The organism is Desulfoscipio sp. XC116 (assembly GCF_039851975.1).
Taxonomy (GTDB): domain Bacteria; phylum Bacillota; class Desulfotomaculia; order Desulfotomaculales; family Desulfallaceae; genus Sporotomaculum.
In genome coordinates this window covers 1743186-1758719 of sequence record NZ_CP156660.1, presented here as the reverse complement: position 1 = coordinate 1758719, position 15534 = coordinate 1743186, and the positions used below count along the sequence as shown (strand labels likewise).

Sequence of the window (15534 nt, the reverse complement as noted above, 5' to 3'; positions counted from 1 at the left end):
AATTATTTAACAATCGGTTTAAGGTTTAAATTTCTCTACATGAGGTAAAATAAGGTAAATTGAGGTGATGATAAAATGAACAATAAAAGGATGGATTACCGAATAAACTTTCGTGACAACTGTCAAATCATCAGCATTGAAATAACTTGCTGTGAAAAACATATCGGCGAGATTCGTTATAAGGATGGAGAATCCAAGCAATGTCCGGATTGCGGGGCTGTGCATTCCATCAAGATCCAGCATAATCATTTCCACCTGACCCGCAGCAAATAAATCATGTTGCCTTACAAGGGGGGGATATAGCAAAGTGGCAGGAGCCGACAATAAAAAGACCGGGGCTGCCGAATCCGGTGAGTTTTATAAACCCTACCGGATTAAGCCGGCGGAGGTTTATGTAGAACCTAACCCAAATATTTGCAATCCCAAGGATAAACCCACAAAGTGAGCGGCACCGCCGCTCTTTTTTCTTAGGAGGCTGCATCTGCACCGCAACACTACTTTAAGCGTTAGCTCAACTAAAGCCGGCCTTATCGATCGGCATGACCGGCGGTATCTATATTAAACCATTATTCATAAAAATATTACCAACCGTTTGATAAGAAAGAAAAGGATAGTATGTTAGCACGGCAGAATATAAAATAATGCGGAGGTGATTGTATGGGCTTTATCCAAAAAATGGCTGAGGGTGCCAAACAGCTCGGCGACCGGGCCAAGGATTTTAGCGGTCTAGCCGGCGAGAAAGCCAAGGATATTACCAAAAAGTCCTCAGAGCTTATTGAAATAACCAAGACGAAGCACGAAATAAGGAAGCTGGAAAGAGAAATGGAAAATAACTTGGCCGGAATTGGTGCATTGTATTATCAGCAACAATCGGGTCAAGACAACGCAGCGGATGAATTGGCAAGGTTACTTGATGCCACACGTGAACTGGAAAAGGAAATGAAGGAGCTGGAGGAACAGATTGGTCGCCTGCAGCCGGAAGCACCTATTTGCACGGATTGCGGCATAGAGCTGCCGGCCGGTGGCAAGTATTGTAGTTACTGCGGCAAACGAATAGTGGATTAATAAGCCGATATTTTATAAAAGCCAACCCCCCGAAAGAGAGGTGGTTACAAATGAAGCAAGATAGGGAATTAGCCCTGGAATTTACTGATCAGACCCAGGCCATGATTAATGAATTAAGTCGTAAAACCGGCCAGCCACAGGAGGTAGTGGTAGAAACCATTATCTACGAACATTTAATGCACCAGGTACAGTTTATTGAAAAGCAAGCTGCCGAATCCGGCAAAACCGTGCAGGAAATATTGAACCAACGTTTTGTTGAACTATTGGAATTCATGTTGAAAAACGAAAACGTCAAATAGTTACGGACATAGCTATTGTTAGCACCCCGGCGGATTGACACCGGGGTGCACTTTTTTATTCTTAAATTATAAGATTCATCTAATATAAATAATCAAAGCAGAACGCTTTAAATTTTAGTTTTTGCACTTTTATCTATAAGTACTTTTTTCATACGCAACTACACTTGCAATTCCGCCAAATCCTTATATAAATCCAAAACAGTGGGATCGGCCAGCGCGTCCCGGTTTTCCACGGGCTCGTTGTGAATAATATTGCGCACCGCTAATTCCACCTTTTTACCGCTGATAGTATAGGGTATATCATCCACCGCTATAATTCTCGCCGGCACATGCCTGGGCGTGGTGTTCTCCCGGATAGTTGTTCTAATCTTCTTAATCAAGCTATCTGTAAGAACCACATTTTCCGCCAGCTTGACAAATAAAATTACACGCACATCATTGTCCCAATTTTGGCCCACCACCAGGCTATCCTTAATTTCATCCAGCGACTCCACCTGCCGGTAAATTTCAGCCGTACCGATACGCACCCCGCCGGGATTTAAAGTAGCGTCGGAACGCCCGTAAATAATAACACCGCCTGTATCAGTAATTTCAATATAATCGCCATGATGCCATACATTGGGAAACACACTGAAGTAAGCTTTTTTAAATTTTTTATTATCTTCATCCTGCCAGAAATAAATGGGCATTGACGGAAAGGAGGCGGTGCAAGCAAGCTCTCCTTTTTGATTCATCAGCGGCTTGCCCGCGCTGTCTAAAGCCTCTACCCGCATGCCCAGGCCGCGGCACTGCAGTTCCCCCGCGTAAACCGGTCCGATAGGGTTGCCCAGCGCAAAGCAGGAAATAATATCAGTACCGCCTGATATAGAGGACAGGCAGATATCCTTCTTAATATCCCGGTAAACGTACTCGAAACTTTCCACCGACAGTGGTGAACCGGTAGAAAGTATCGCCTTGAGTGCACTTAAATCATAGGATTGCCCGGGCTTAACCCCTTCCTTTTCCACAGCCGCCAAGTATTTAGCGCTGGTACCGAAGACCGTAATCTTTTCATCCTGAGCCAGCTGCCACATGGCGCCGGGGCCGGGATAAAACGGTGAGCCGTCATAAAGCAGCACGGTAGCCCCCAACGCCAGCGAACTGACCAGCCAATTCCACATCATCCAGCCGCAGGTGGTGAAATAGAATATAGTGTCTTCACGCTTAAGACCGGTATGTAGCTTAAGCTCCTTCAGGTGCTGCAGCAATGTACCCCCCGCACCGTGCACAATACACTTGGGTACTCCCGTGGTACCGGAGGAATACATAATATATAGCGGGTGCTCAAAAGGCAGCTGGGTAAATTCTATAGAAAGCCCGACAGCGGGGGAAAGGAACTCATCAAACAGCACCGCATCAGGCAAATTTGATAAATCGGGCTGCGCCTCGGTGTAAGGAACCACCACCACTTTTTCCACCGACGGTATTTCTTTTAAAATACTGGCCACTCGACCCAATGAATCATGGCTCTTACCATTGTAAAAATAACCATTGGCCGTAAACAATACCTTGGGCTCAATCTGCCCAAACCGGTCCAGCACGCCTTTGATACCAAAGTCAGGCGAACACGAGGACCAGATCGCCCCCATACTGGCAGCCGCCAGCATGGCAATAACGGACTGGGCCATATTGGGCATAAAGCCGACTACCCGGTCACCTGAAACAATACCCATTTCCTTAAGCGAGCTGGCCAGGCGGGCCACTTGATCATACAGCTGAGCATAACTAATACGTACCGGTTCCTGCCCTTCACCTTTAAAGATCAGCGCCACCCGGGCGTCCCTGTAACGCAATAGATTTTCCGCAAAGTTAAGCTGCGCACCGGGAAACCAGCGCGAGACCAGCATGTCTTGCTGGTTGACTACCAAATCATCGTATAAGCGAGAGTATTTAACCTCACCGAATTCCCACATGGCCGACCAAAAATCAGCTGAACATTCAATCGACCAGTCATACAAAGAAGCATAGTCCGTAAAATCCTGATTGTATTTTTTATTGACATATTCTATAAATACCGTCATGTTGGCTTTTTGCCTGCGTTCATCAGATGGTGACCAGAGCGGTGTTTTCATGATTATGACCCTCCTCGTCCATATAATTTATTAAATCTTCTGAATATTATAAGCAAATACTGTGCCAATAAAAACCACACCTCACACCCGGCATTTTTTGTACCTTAACACAACATACAGAATCACCGATGCAGCCCTTACAGCGTCGCTTTATTTATCAGGATCCCGTCAATGTGTTTATCATATTTTACATCCTAACTAATTAAAACACCGGTACTTAGAAGGCACTTATTCAGCCGCCTTTTCAGTACCGGTTGTACACCATATTAGGCCGTCTTATCGCTTTCCATCTTTTTAAGCATATCTTTAACCACATCAGCGTTGGTTCCGGTATATACAGCCTTAACCGACCCGTATTTTTTTTGTTTGGCTTCATTTTTAGAAATCACCCGCAAACCGGGCACATCCATGCCCCGAGCTGCCCGGTTGGCTCCGGAATATAAAAAAAATGTGCGGGGCGGATCAGCGTTTTTGGTAATATGCAATATCTTTCTGTCACCAAGCATATAGATTACAGCATAATCATCTTCCATTTTTTTTAATCTGGTTTCACCTTGAGTAACCATATCATCAATAACGTCAACAATCTTTAAAAAAGCATCTGCGTCCTTCACAGCAGTAGCAGTTGTTTCTTTAGTTTGTTCTCCAAGCTTTTGAGCCAGTCCAACCCGATTTAGCAGGCTATTAAAAAAACTAGTCATAAATCCTTCCTCCTTTTGTAAATATTAATTGCATTTTTCAATAAAAACCATACTATATCCTGCCTGGTTTAACATTGACAATAAAAAATGTTTTCATGATAATTATGGTATTCCAATAAAATGGAGGTATTACTTTTGTCATATAAATCAAAAATAAAAGATATAGTGCGCTTAATCGGAGAATCCCAAAAAACGCTGGCTCTTACCGGAGCGGGAATTAGTACGGAAAGCGGCATTCCCGATTACCGCAGCCCGGGCACCGGTCTTTGGGAAAAGCACGACCCGGCCAAAACCGCCAGCCTCTCCGCGTTGCGCAAAGACCCCGCCCGTTTTTACAGCGTCAACCTGGACCGCTGGACCGCTTATAACCATGCCCGGCCTAATGCCGCCCACTACGCGCTGGCCGAACTGGAAAAAATGGGACATTTAGTAGGGACAATTACTCAAAATATCGACAGCCTGCACGTGCGGGCCGGATCCACCCGGGTATGGGAAGTACACGGTCACTTGCGCACTTGCCACTGTATGGAATGCAAGGAGTCCTATAGCTTTGACTATCTGGTGGATAGTTTTAAAACCGGTGCCAATCCACCCCGCTGTACTAAATGTCAGGGTGTTTTACGACCGGATGTTGTATTGTTTGAAGATCGGATGAATGAGGATTTCTACCAGGCCACTCAGGTAATTTCGGGCTGTCAGCTTATGCTGGTGGCAGGCAGCAGCCTAACCGTATATCCCGTGGCCGGTCTGCCGGAAGTGGCCAGGCAAATAATCATTATTAATCGTACCCCCACCCCTTATGACGAAGAGGCAGCGATAGTCATCCATGATAATGCCGGCCAAGTTTTCAAAGATATCATGGATGAAATGGGCAAGCCACTGCCTGAATAATTTTATCATTAAGCCACATGGCAAGCTTTACATTGGCGACCAACGGCAAATGATCCGATGCCCGATTGGCATATACCGTGGTTTCGTTTAATAGCCAATGATCTGAAAAAAGAATATAATCAATTTTATATTTGGGATAATCAGCCGGAAATGTCAACCCGGCACCGGACAAATCACCTGCCTGCAGTACAGTTCGTAAACGACCCAATTCCTCATCACCGGGCTTGGCATTAAAATCGCCGACCAGTAACAGCGGCACGGTCACCTCGTTAATAATCTGCAGAATTTTATCTACTTGCTGCAGACGTTCTTGATGATTCAGCCCCAGGTGGGTAGTAAAGAAAACCACGGGTTGTCCGAAGAGATTGATTCCCACCCGGAGTAAGCCCCTTTGTTCACCCCGGCTGGGCAGCGGATAATTATTGTGATATATAATGGGATAACGGGACAATACGGCATTACCAAACCGAGCCACACAGCCCCAGGTGACATTGGGGCCATAGACATGGTACATGCCCAGTATTTTAGCCAGTCTGGCCGACTGATCGACCAAACCACTGCGGGGGTTAAAACAATCAACTTCCTGCAGCCCTACTATATCGGGGCGTATATCCGAAATGACAGAGGCGACAGATTTTAGAGAGACCTTATCATTTAGGCCACGGCAGTTTCTTATATTATAGGAAAGCACGCGTAATTTCATATGCCCACCCTTAATCACTTTTATCTATATTATGCAAGCTATACATTTATGGTTATATTTCTGCACGACATGTTCGCATCGTTAACCCGGCGTTACATAAATGGTTCTATAACAACATTTTCAATAAATAAACTACTAACAATAAAACCGCGCACATAAGGCGGCATCAAAGGAGAAATACAAGCAGATGAGTATTACTATATTAAGCGTGGAAACATCCTGCGACGAAACCTCCGCAGCTGTTTTAGCAGACGGCGCCACCATCAGGTCCAATATCATATCCTCCCAGGTGGACGTACATCGCAAATTCGGCGGTGTTGTGCCCGAGGTGGCCTCCCGCAAACACCTGGAGCTGATTAACCACGTTATACGTGAGGCCCTGGACGAGGCGGGTATTGATTTTGGCAGCTTGGACGCTATCGCCGTCACCTACGGTCCCGGTCTGGTGGGGGCACTGCTGGTCGGCGTCGCCGCCGCTAAAGCCATTGCCTTTGGCTTGGACATTCCATTAATTGGCGTTAACCATCTGGAAGGTCACGTAAGCGCTAATTTCCTGGTGGATCCTGAACCTGCTTTCCCGGTTATTTGCTTGGTTGTGTCGGGAGGGCATACCGATTTGGTATTGATTACCGATTTCGGCCAATATGAACTTTTAGGTGCCACCCGGGACGATGCCGCGGGGGAAGCCTTTGATAAAGTAGCCCGAGTGCTGGGTCTGGGTTACCCGGGCGGGCCGCTGATTGACGAACTCGCTGCCTCAGGCGACGACACCGCCATAAACCTTCCCCGGGCCTACCTTGCTGAAAATAGTCTGGATTTTAGTTTCAGCGGTCTTAAAACAGCAGTGATAAATTACCTGCACCGATCCAATCAAAAAGGACTGCCGGTTAACAAAGCCGACGTGGCAGCCAGTTTCAGACGGGCTGCAGTGGACGTACTGGTTGATAAAACACTGCTGGCGGCCAAGCAGCATAAGACGAATACCATTATGCTGGCGGGCGGAGTGGCAGCCAACAAGCTACTGAGGCAGGAAATGACTTGCCGGGCCTCCCGGGAGGGTAGGCGGGTAGTTTACCCACCGCCGGTATTATGTACCGACAACGCAGCCATGATCGGCTGTGCCGCTTATCATAAATATAAGCAAGGCGATTTCGCTCCCCTGACATTAAATGCGGTGCCTAATTTACCGCTGGGCCAGGATAAGTATTAATTTTTTGTAGATAGTATTATTGGAAACTCAATATGTATTTGCTAAAAAAACAGGTTGGGCTGCCTGTTCTACTGTATAGGTGTTTTCAATTCTGCTGTTTTCATAATTAGGCAAATAAGCTAAAAAAGCTAAAGTTTGTGCCCAATTACTTATCTAAATCCAAGTATGTCAATCTTTCTTACAGAAACCGCGCTTACAGCACAAAAACGCCGATTATCCACAAAAAAATTCACAGCCTATCGATAGATCTGTGTTTAAAATGAAAGCTTTTGTGTCTGATAAATCTCTAAACCCTTGCTATTACAGATTATCAATTTATATAAATTTACATATTTTGCTGATTTATAGTTTAAGTACAAAAGCGCATTTAAAGTTTTCCCTGTGGATACTGTGCATAAGTCTGTTAATAACTTGTCAATTCAGAGGTTTACCTGTGGGTTGCAAAACTATTCCAGTGGATATTTTGTAAGTTTAGGAAAATCCTTTTTTTTAACATCAAGTTGTGCTATCCTTTTTATAATCAGGTGGCGAAAGGAGAAAAAGAGTGTACCGGCAACAAAAATATGAAACTATACCGCGCGAAGAATTTGCGAAGCTGCAGCTAAAACGTCTGCAAAAAACCGTGCAGCGGGTATACGATAGCGTTCCTTATTATGACATTGTGAATCATAATCGTTTCTCTTACCCTAACGCTAAAGGTGTAAAGATAAATTAAAAAATACCAAAAAAGGGGGCAGATCCGATGAAGGTAAAACAGATATCCGTCTTTTTGGAAAACAAATCCGGACGCCTGGCCCAAGTGACCAGAGTACTGGGCAACAACAGCATTAATATCAGGGCACTATCCATCGCCGACACCACAGATTTCGGTATACTGCGGCTGATAGTTAACAATCCCGACGCAGCTTACCAGGTACTTAAAGAATCCGGCTTCACCGTCAGCACTACTGAAGTCATTGCGGTGGAAGTAAAAGACGAGCCCGGCGGCCTGGCAAACGTACTGGATATACTGCAACAGGTCAACATCAATATTGAATACCTGTACGCCTTTTTACAAAAGGCAACCAACGCAGCCCTGGTTGTATTTAGAGTAGAGCAACTGGATGAAGCTATCACAGTATTACAGAAAAACAACATCAGCATACTGGCAGACAGCCGGGTGTACGAGTTATAAAGGTGTAAAGTTAACTTTTAAATCCAATAACAAATGTCATATCATGTATAAATATCTTAATCGATTATTTTATTCAAATTATGAAACGATTTTCAAAATCCTCCCGCAACAGGGGAGGATTTGTTGTCTATCCGGCGAAATATTGTATACAAATATGTTCCGGATAACACATTAATTATCCAGCCATATTTATCACCAACAGTTCCAGTCATCCTTATCCCACCACCAATGCTTATTTTAAGTACCAACGTTTTGGAAAGACTGCCTGAGTGATGAAAAATTAATAACAGAATGAATCTTTGGAGGAATTACCGTGTCCAAAAACGAATTAAGAAAGAATGTGATTGCAGGACGCAACGCCATGCCTCTGCAGCAAATAGAGGCAAAAAGCTCTGCTATTGCCGCCAAAGTGCTGGCTTTGCCCGAATATCGCCGGGCTGCCACGGTGATGGCCTATGTTGACTTTCGCAACGAGGTGCAGACCGTGTCCATCATTAAAAACGCTCTGCAGCAAGGTAAGCGATTAGTGGTACCTATTACCGACGCGACTAATAAAAATCTTATACCGTCACAGGTAGTCCGTTTTCCGGATGACTTGACCCCGGGCACCTGGGGTATTTTAGAACCCAAACCCGAATGTGTACGTCCCGTGGACCCCAAGGAAATTGATCTGGTTATCATACCCGGAGTGGCCTTCGACACCGCGGGAGACCGCCTTGGCTACGGGGGAGGCTTTTACGATCGTTTTCTGCCCCGTACCGGTGAAAACATAACGCTGGTTTCACTGGCCTTTGAACTTCAGGTCAGACCCAATGTTTACCCCGGTGAGTACGATGTACCCATACACATACTGGTCACCGAGGAAAGAGTGTTGGATTTTCGCCTAAAATGCTAAAAATGAGCGAATTATCAATTATCAACCTTTTACGCGGTATTCGTGCCGCACGTACAGTATCGCTAAATATTTTGGAAGCATTACCAACGAATACCCGGCCGGAAACCAACCGCCCGGGCCAGTGTAATGCTCCTGCATTAATGAGAGGAGGGAAATAATTTGGCAGCTTGTAAATGCGAACAAAGTCAGGAGACCCAGTACCAACAATTGCAAGACGTTTTCGACAAGTACCGAAACTTTAGAGGAGCTTTAATTCCCTTATTACAGGAAGCCCAGGAAATATTCGGTTACCTGCCCGGAGATGTGATGAAAAAAATCTCCCGAGAGATTGGCGTACCCTTTAGCAAGACCTTCGGTGTAGTCACTTTTTATTCCCAGTTCCACCTAAAACCCCGGGGACGCAATATTATCCGTATGTGCCAGGGTACGGCCTGCCACGTACGGGGCGCCGGCAAAGTATTTGACGCCGTATCCACAGACCTGGGCGTAGGCCGCAACGAAACCACCGGGGACCGGCGCTATACGCTGGAAACAGTGGCCTGCCTGGGAGCCTGTGGTCTTGCCCCCGTAATGATGGTTAACGAAGATACCCACGGCCGCTTAACACCGGACAGAGCCGTATCGGTAGTTAAAAAATACGAGTAGGAAGGAGGCCTGGCAAATTGAACAATCTATTGGACAAATGCTGTGACAAATGCACCCACGAACCACAAAATCCCTGCCGGGACTTCATCAAGTGCATAAAAGAAGGACCTATTTGCCATGACGACGACGCCTGTCGGCAAAAAAGGCAGGATTTACTGGCTGACATACACCTGCCGGCCGGTTCGGACAAGAAAAACATACTCATTTGCGCCGGTACAGGCTGTACCTCTTCCGGTTCAAAAAAACTGGTGGCTGTATTAAAAGAAGAATTGCAAAAGCATAACCTCACGGATAAAGTAAAAATTACCATCACGGGCTGCCACGGTTTCTGCGAACAGGGCCCGCTGATGATCGTAGAGCCCGACAAGATCTTCTATGTGCGAGTGGATGTGAGCGATGTACCGGAAATAGTCGAGCAAAACCTGGCGGGCGGCCAGGTGGTGGAGCGGCTGCTTTATAAAGACCCCACCACCGGAGAACTTGCTAAAACCTATAATGACGTACCCTTTTACGCCAGGCAGCAGCGCATGGTGCTGCATAACTGCGGCCACATCAACCCCGAGAATGTATCCGAATACATCGCCAACGATGGATACGCCGGCTTTGTGAAGGCCCTGTTTGACATGACCCCCGAAGAGGTCATTGAAGACGTGAAAAAGTCCGGCCTGCGCGGCCGCGGCGGTGCAGGTTTCCCCACCGGTATGAAGTGGGGCTTTGTACGCCAGGCGACAGGAGATAAAAAATATGTGGTCTGCAACGCCGACGAGGGCGACCCGGGTGCTTTTATGGACCGCAGTGTGCTGGAGGGCGACCCCCACGCCGTACTGGAAGGCATGATGATTTGCGGCTACGCCGTAGGTGCCGATGAAGGTTATATCTACGTGCGGGCCGAGTATCCCCTGGCCATTGAGCGTTTGAAAATTGCCATTGCCCAGGCCGAGCAATATGGCATATTGGGAGATAATATATTCAATTCCGGCTTTAACTTCCATATCAAAATTAAAGCCGGTGCCGGTGCATTTGTGTGCGGAGAGGAAACCGCGCTGCTTACCTCTATTGAGGGCAACCGCGGCATGCCCAGAGTAAGACCGCCCTTCCCGGCCCAAAGCGGTCTGTGGGGCAAGCCCACCAACCTGAACAACGTGGAAACTTACGCCAACGTGCCCCATATATTGCGCAACGGCGGGGAAAACTATGCCAAGCTGGGCACCGAAAAGAGCAAGGGCACCAAGATCTTCGCTCTGACGGGTAAAGTAAACAATACGGGCCTGGTAGAAGTACCGATGGGTATGACCTTAAAGGACATTATATTTACCATCGGCGGCGGCATCCAAAACGGTAAGAAGTTTAAAGCCGTACAGATTGGCGGTCCGTCCGGCGGCTGTATTCCCGAAGAAAACCTGGACCTGCCGGTAGACTATGATTCTCTCACCGCTGCCGGGGCTATGATGGGCTCGGGGGGTCTGGTGGTCATGGACGAAACCACCTGCATGGTGGACGTAGCCCGGTTCTTTCTCACCTTTACCCAGTCCGAGTCCTGCGGCAAGTGTACCCCCTGCCGGGAAGGCACCAAGCGCATGCTGGAAATCTTAACCCGCATCTGCAACGGTGAAGGGAAAATGGAGGACCTGGATTCTTTAGAACGCCTGGGACGAGTAGTTAAAAACACTGCGCTATGCGGGCTTGGTCAGACTTGCCCCAACCCCATTTTATCCACCTTGCGCTACTTCAAAGATGAATACATTGCTCATATCCAGGACAAGCGATGTCCTGCCGGTGCCTGCAGCGCCCTTCTGGTATTTAAAATCGACCCCGAAAAATGCAAAGGCTGCGGCAAGTGCGCCAAGAACTGCCCGGCCGGGGCCATCACAGGCGAGAAAAAAGAGCCTCACGTTATCGACACAACCAAGTGCATCAAGTGCGGCTCATGCTTGCTGGGCTGCAAATTCGACGCTATTTACAAAGCGTAATCAATTAACTGCTATATGTTCATTCATCCACTAATGGGTTAAATTGATGATGATTAACTTTTGCGCAAAAGGAGGGAAAAGAGAATGTCCTATGTATCGCTGACCATTAATGGTATTAATATAAAAGTACCTAAAGGCACCACCGTGTTGGACGCGGCCCGGCAAGCCGGCATATTCATACCTACACTATGCCACGACCCCGCCTTACCGCGCTTTGGCGCCTGCCGCATCTGCGTGGTGGAAATACCGGGTATGCGTAACTTGCCGGCTTCCTGCGTCACCGAATGCGGCGAAGGCATGCAGGTACTTACCGAATCGCCTGCAGTAATAGAAGCCCGCAAAACCATACTGGAACTGCTGTTGGCCAACCACCCGCAGGACTGCCTAACCTGTGACCGCAACGGCGACTGCCGCTTGCAGGACTATGCGTTCCGCTATGGCGTCAAGGAATCCGGATTTACAGGAGAGCGTAAAAACTACCCGCTGGACGATACCAACCCCTATATTATTAGGGATGCCAATAAATGCATACTGTGCGGCCGGTGCGTGCGCACCTGCAACGCCATTAAAGAACGCAGCGTTATTGATTTCGGCTATCGTGGTTTCAACACTAAAATTGTTACCGCTATGGATACCCCCCTGGGCGAATCCGACTGCGTATACTGTGGGCGCTGTGTAACTGTATGCCCCGTGGGCGCACTTACCTGGAAACCATTGGCCGGCAAAGGGCGCACCTGGGAAATGAAACGCCGGGAGGTCACCTGCACTTTCTGTGACAGCGGCTGCACCTTTGAAGTGCTGAGCAAAAACGGCCAAAACATCGGTGTTGTACCCAAAGAACCGGGCAGCGGTCGCCCCCTGTGCATGAAGGGACGGCTGGGGCTGGAGCTTAAATATCTGGACGAACCGCACATCCCGCAGCTTAAAAAGGACGGCGAGTTTGTTGAAGTGTCCTGGGCAGAGGCCCTTGGTCTGGAAGATATATTATCTAAATTGGTCAAATGATAACCTAATCTAAAACTAAGACATAATAAACCTTATTTTTTTAAAGCAGGTTAGAAGCATACAACTTTTAGCCTGCTTTTTTTGCAACTCATAATTTTTCTCACCGCTGTATGTCTTATACCAAGCCCCAACTCTTGCACCAGTAATTTGCCAGTGGTAAACTGATCTTAAAAAACCATGTATTAATACAAATAGGAAGTGAAGTTTACATACATAAAGAAGGAGGCAAACCAAAGCCATGAGCCAGTTATTTGACCAAATGGCCGGCAGTTATGATGATTGGTATTGCACCACTGCGGGCCGCGTAGTAGACCGGATTGAGAGACAGGCTCTTTACTCTTATCTGCAGCCACAGGCAGGCATGCAGCTGCTTGATATCGGATGTGGCACAGGGCAATACTCACTGGACCTGGCCCGAATGGGACTGACCACCACCGGTGTGGATATCTCAACGGCCATGCTGGGAAAGGCACGGACCAAAGCACTTGCTGCCGGTCTGGCAATTTGTTTTACGGAAGCCGACGCACTACATCTGCCTTTTCAGAAAGCCAGCTTTGACCTGGTACTTTCAGTAACCGCACTGGAATTTACCCCGGACCTTGCCGCTGCACTGCAAGAAGCGTTTAGGGTATTAAGAACAGGCGGCCGACTGGTGGTGGGCTTAATTGGCCGGGACAGTGTCTGGTGGCGGCACTATGATGCAAAGGCACGCCACGATCCCGACAGTCCATTCAATCAGGCCCGTTTTTACACACTGAACGAACTACTGGCGGCCATGCCGGGTCAACAAGTGCAGGGAAAAGCGGTCTTATTTGTCCCGCCGGATTTTGATTTCACTTGTGAGGATACAGCCATGGCCATTGAAGCCGACGCCATAAGAGCCAACCGTACCGATGGGGGATTCATATGTGCAGTTTCCGTTAAATAGCTTCTATCTGTCAACGCAATTAAATATATATATATTTAATTGCGTTGCATCCATAACCGCACACATAATTTAATGTATATTTACTATGACAGTTAATTATTATAAAATTTACAAAAGTTAATGGATGTTGATTATTTATTATTTTTTAAAAATTTTAAAAAACGTGAAGGATTAGCAATTTCTTTGTAGAAATGGTATGCAAAGCATTATTGTCGTCTAATGTACATAGTTTTTTAATTATTTCAAACTGAATGACTAATCACTCACATGCAAAAAAAATGGAGGTGTATAATGAAATGGTTGATTTAAACAAAGTTTGGTACAAAGGCTACTCCTCGAACGTACGCCCGCACATCGACTATCCAAACCTTACTATGCCTCAGTATCTCGAAAAAGCAGCCAATAATTTTCCTGATCGTGATGCTGTTGTATTTGCCGGTATCAGGTTTTCGTATAAAATGCTGGCAGCGATGGTCAACCAATGTGCAGGGGCCTTGGCAGATCTGGGCGTAAAAAAAGGAGATCGGGTAGCACTAATGGCTCCCAACTGTCCTCAATACATTCTGGGCTTTTTAGCCACCTTGAAGCTCGGTGCCATAGTTGTGCAAGTTAACCCTATGTATGTGGAAAGAGAATTAGAGCACATTTTAAACGATTCCGGTGCCCAAACAATTATTGCTTATGATGCTTTTTATCCACGCATTAAAAACGTGCGCAATATCACACCTCTAAAAAATGTTATTATTTTTGCACTTGGCCAACCATCCGGCGCTGCCGATGATAACGTCCTTAAAGCAGAGGAGTTGCTGTTAAAATATCCGCCACAATTCGAACAGGTGCCGGTGGATATGGACGAAGATATAGCGGTTTTCCAGTACACCGGAGGTACCACCGGCGTATCCAAAGGCGCCATGCTGACCAATCGCAACGTTACTGCTAACGCCATCCAAGTAGCTGAATGGTTTGAAACATTAGAGTATGGCAATGAAAAAGTTCTTAGTGCACTGCCATTTTTCCATTCATATGGCATGACCACCTGCCTTAATTTAAGCATTATCAACGCTGCGACTATGATTGTCATGGCGCGATTCGATATTAAGGAGTGCCTGGAATTAATTAAAAATGAAAAACCCTCTTTATTCCCGGGCGTGCCAACCATGTACATTGCTGTAAACAATTATCCCAATGCTCAGCAATATGAGATCAAAAGTATAAAAGGCTGCATCAGCGGTTCGGCACCCCTGCCTGTGGAAGTGGCCGAACAGTTTGAAAGGCTGACCGAAGGTTTACTGGTGGAAGGCTACGGGTTGTCGGAAACCTCCCCGGTGACTCACTGCAACCCCATGTTGGGCAAACGGAAGGTTGGCTCCATTGGTATACCTTTACCCGACACGGATTGTAAAATAATGGATCTTGAAACCGGCGAGCGGGAACTCCCTCCGGGCGAAATTGGTGAACTGTGCATAAGCGGTCCCCAAGTAATGAAAGGGTACTGGAATATGCCTGAGGAAAGCGCTAAAACGTTGAAAAACGGCTGGATTTATACCGGTGATATCGCAAAGATGGACGATGAAGGATATTTCTATATTGTAGACCGCAAAAAAGATATGATTATTGCTGGAGGATATAATATTTACCCCAGGGATATAGAAGAAGTTCTCTTTGAGCATCCTAAAGTACTGGAGGCAGTGGTAGCAGGCGTACCCGACCCCTACCGTGGCGAAACTGTCAAAGCATTTGTGGTTCTAAAAGAAGGCGAGCAAGCCACTGAAAAGGAGATCATGGAGTATTGTAAAGCCAACCTGGCCAGGTATAAAGTACCCAAACTGATCGAATTCCGCTCCGAGCTGCCCAAAACCATCGTGGGCAAGGTACTCAGGCGAGAACTGAGAGAAGAAGAGATAAAAAAACAAAAAGCCTAAAGCCAATTAAACTAA

Annotated in this window: 17 protein-coding genes; 14 read left to right on the top strand and 3 right to left on the bottom strand. The window is 46.7% G+C overall.

The window, feature by feature from the left end:
• The first annotated feature begins 75 nt into the window (after nucleotides 1-75).
• The 4 genes from ABDB91_RS08330 to ABDB91_RS08315 all read left to right on the top strand — a co-directional run bounded on the left by ABDB91_RS08330 (nucleotide 76) and on the right by ABDB91_RS08315 (nucleotide 1364).
• Nucleotides 76-273 carry a hypothetical protein gene (locus ABDB91_RS08330; RefSeq protein ID WP_347491138.1) on the top strand — a complete coding sequence of 66 codons (198 nt, stop codon included), beginning with the start codon at nucleotides 76-78 and terminating at the stop codon, nucleotides 271-273.
• Between the two features lie 34 nt (nucleotides 274-307).
• On the top strand, nucleotides 308-445 hold the full coding sequence (locus ABDB91_RS08325; protein ID WP_347491137.1) for a hypothetical protein: 138 nt from the start codon (nucleotides 308-310) through the stop codon (nucleotides 443-445).
• Between the two features lie 212 nt (nucleotides 446-657).
• On the top strand, nucleotides 658-1065 hold the full coding sequence (locus ABDB91_RS08320; RefSeq protein ID WP_347491136.1) for a zinc ribbon domain-containing protein: 408 nt from the start codon (nucleotides 658-660) through the stop codon (nucleotides 1063-1065).
• A 50-nt stretch (nucleotides 1066-1115) separates the two neighbouring features.
• Nucleotides 1116-1364, top strand: coding sequence for a hypothetical protein (locus ABDB91_RS08315; RefSeq protein WP_347491135.1), 249 nt, complete (start codon nucleotides 1116-1118; stop codon nucleotides 1362-1364).
• A gap of 158 nt (nucleotides 1365-1522) precedes the next feature.
• Here the strand turns inward: ABDB91_RS08315 and ABDB91_RS08310 are convergent, their stop codons facing one another.
• Together ABDB91_RS08310 and ABDB91_RS08305 are read right to left on the bottom strand one after the other, a co-directional pair.
• Entirely contained in the window at nucleotides 1523-3475 is a 1953-nt protein-coding gene (locus ABDB91_RS08310; RefSeq protein ID WP_347491134.1) for an acetoacetate--CoA ligase, read from the bottom strand.
• Between the two features lie 266 nt (nucleotides 3476-3741).
• A complete protein-coding gene (locus ABDB91_RS08305; RefSeq protein WP_347491133.1) occupies nucleotides 3742-4176 on the bottom strand; it encodes a hypothetical protein in 435 nt (144 codons plus the stop codon).
• Nucleotides 4177-4311: 135 nt separating this feature from the next.
• Between ABDB91_RS08305 and ABDB91_RS08300 the strand changes: the two genes are divergently transcribed.
• Nucleotides 4312-5067, top strand: a complete 756-nt coding sequence (locus tag ABDB91_RS08300) for an NAD-dependent deacylase (protein ID WP_347491132.1) — start codon at nucleotides 4312-4314, stop codon at nucleotides 5065-5067.
• Here the strand turns inward: ABDB91_RS08300 and ABDB91_RS08295 are convergent.
• On the bottom strand, nucleotides 5033-5770 hold the full coding sequence (locus tag ABDB91_RS08295; RefSeq protein WP_347491131.1) for an endonuclease/exonuclease/phosphatase family protein: 738 nt from the start codon (nucleotides 5768-5770) through the stop codon (nucleotides 5033-5035). The genes ABDB91_RS08300 and ABDB91_RS08295 overlap by 35 nt on opposite strands.
• A 187-nt stretch (nucleotides 5771-5957) precedes the next feature.
• Here ABDB91_RS08295 and tsaD point away from each other — a divergent pair, with 187 nt between their 5' ends.
• From tsaD to ABDB91_RS08250, 9 genes are all read left to right on the top strand, one after another.
• Complete coding sequence (tsaD, locus tag ABDB91_RS08290; protein ID WP_347491130.1) at nucleotides 5958-6980, top strand: tRNA (adenosine(37)-N6)-threonylcarbamoyltransferase complex transferase subunit TsaD; 1023 nt, start codon at nucleotides 5958-5960, stop codon at nucleotides 6978-6980.
• Nucleotides 6981-7524: 544 nt separating this feature from the next.
• Complete coding sequence (locus tag ABDB91_RS08285; protein WP_347491129.1) at nucleotides 7525-7695, top strand: hypothetical protein; 171 nt, start codon at nucleotides 7525-7527, stop codon at nucleotides 7693-7695.
• 27 nt (nucleotides 7696-7722) lie between these two features.
• Nucleotides 7723-8154 carry an ACT domain-containing protein gene (locus ABDB91_RS08280; RefSeq protein WP_347491128.1) on the top strand — a complete coding sequence of 144 codons (432 nt, stop codon included), beginning with the start codon at nucleotides 7723-7725 and terminating at the stop codon, nucleotides 8152-8154.
• Between the two features lie 313 nt (nucleotides 8155-8467).
• The gene (locus tag ABDB91_RS08275; protein ID WP_347491127.1) at nucleotides 8468-9049 is read left to right on the top strand and encodes a 5-formyltetrahydrofolate cyclo-ligase; all 582 of its coding nucleotides are present in this window, start codon (nucleotides 8468-8470) and stop codon (nucleotides 9047-9049) included.
• Nucleotides 9050-9208: 159 nt separating this feature from the next.
• Nucleotides 9209-9694: an NADH-quinone oxidoreductase subunit NuoE gene (gene nuoE / locus ABDB91_RS08270; RefSeq protein WP_347491126.1), complete on the top strand. Its 486-nt coding sequence runs from the start codon at nucleotides 9209-9211 to the stop codon at nucleotides 9692-9694.
• Between the two features lie 17 nt (nucleotides 9695-9711).
• Nucleotides 9712-11664, top strand: coding sequence for an NADH-quinone oxidoreductase subunit NuoF (gene nuoF / locus ABDB91_RS08265; protein ID WP_347491125.1), 1953 nt, complete (start codon nucleotides 9712-9714; stop codon nucleotides 11662-11664).
• 84 nt (nucleotides 11665-11748) lie between these two features.
• On the top strand, nucleotides 11749-12669 hold the full coding sequence (locus ABDB91_RS08260) for a 2Fe-2S iron-sulfur cluster-binding protein (protein ID WP_347491124.1): 921 nt from the start codon (nucleotides 11749-11751) through the stop codon (nucleotides 12667-12669).
• A gap of 238 nt (nucleotides 12670-12907) precedes the next feature.
• Nucleotides 12908-13597 carry a class I SAM-dependent methyltransferase gene (locus tag ABDB91_RS08255; RefSeq protein ID WP_347491123.1) on the top strand — a complete coding sequence of 230 codons (690 nt, stop codon included), beginning with the start codon at nucleotides 12908-12910 and terminating at the stop codon, nucleotides 13595-13597.
• A 296-nt stretch (nucleotides 13598-13893) separates the two neighbouring features.
• Nucleotides 13894-15519 (top strand): long-chain fatty acid--CoA ligase, encoded by a 1626-nt coding sequence (locus tag ABDB91_RS08250; protein WP_347491122.1) that lies wholly within the window; start codon nucleotides 13894-13896, stop codon nucleotides 15517-15519.
• Nucleotides 15520-15534: the final 15 nt, after the last annotated feature.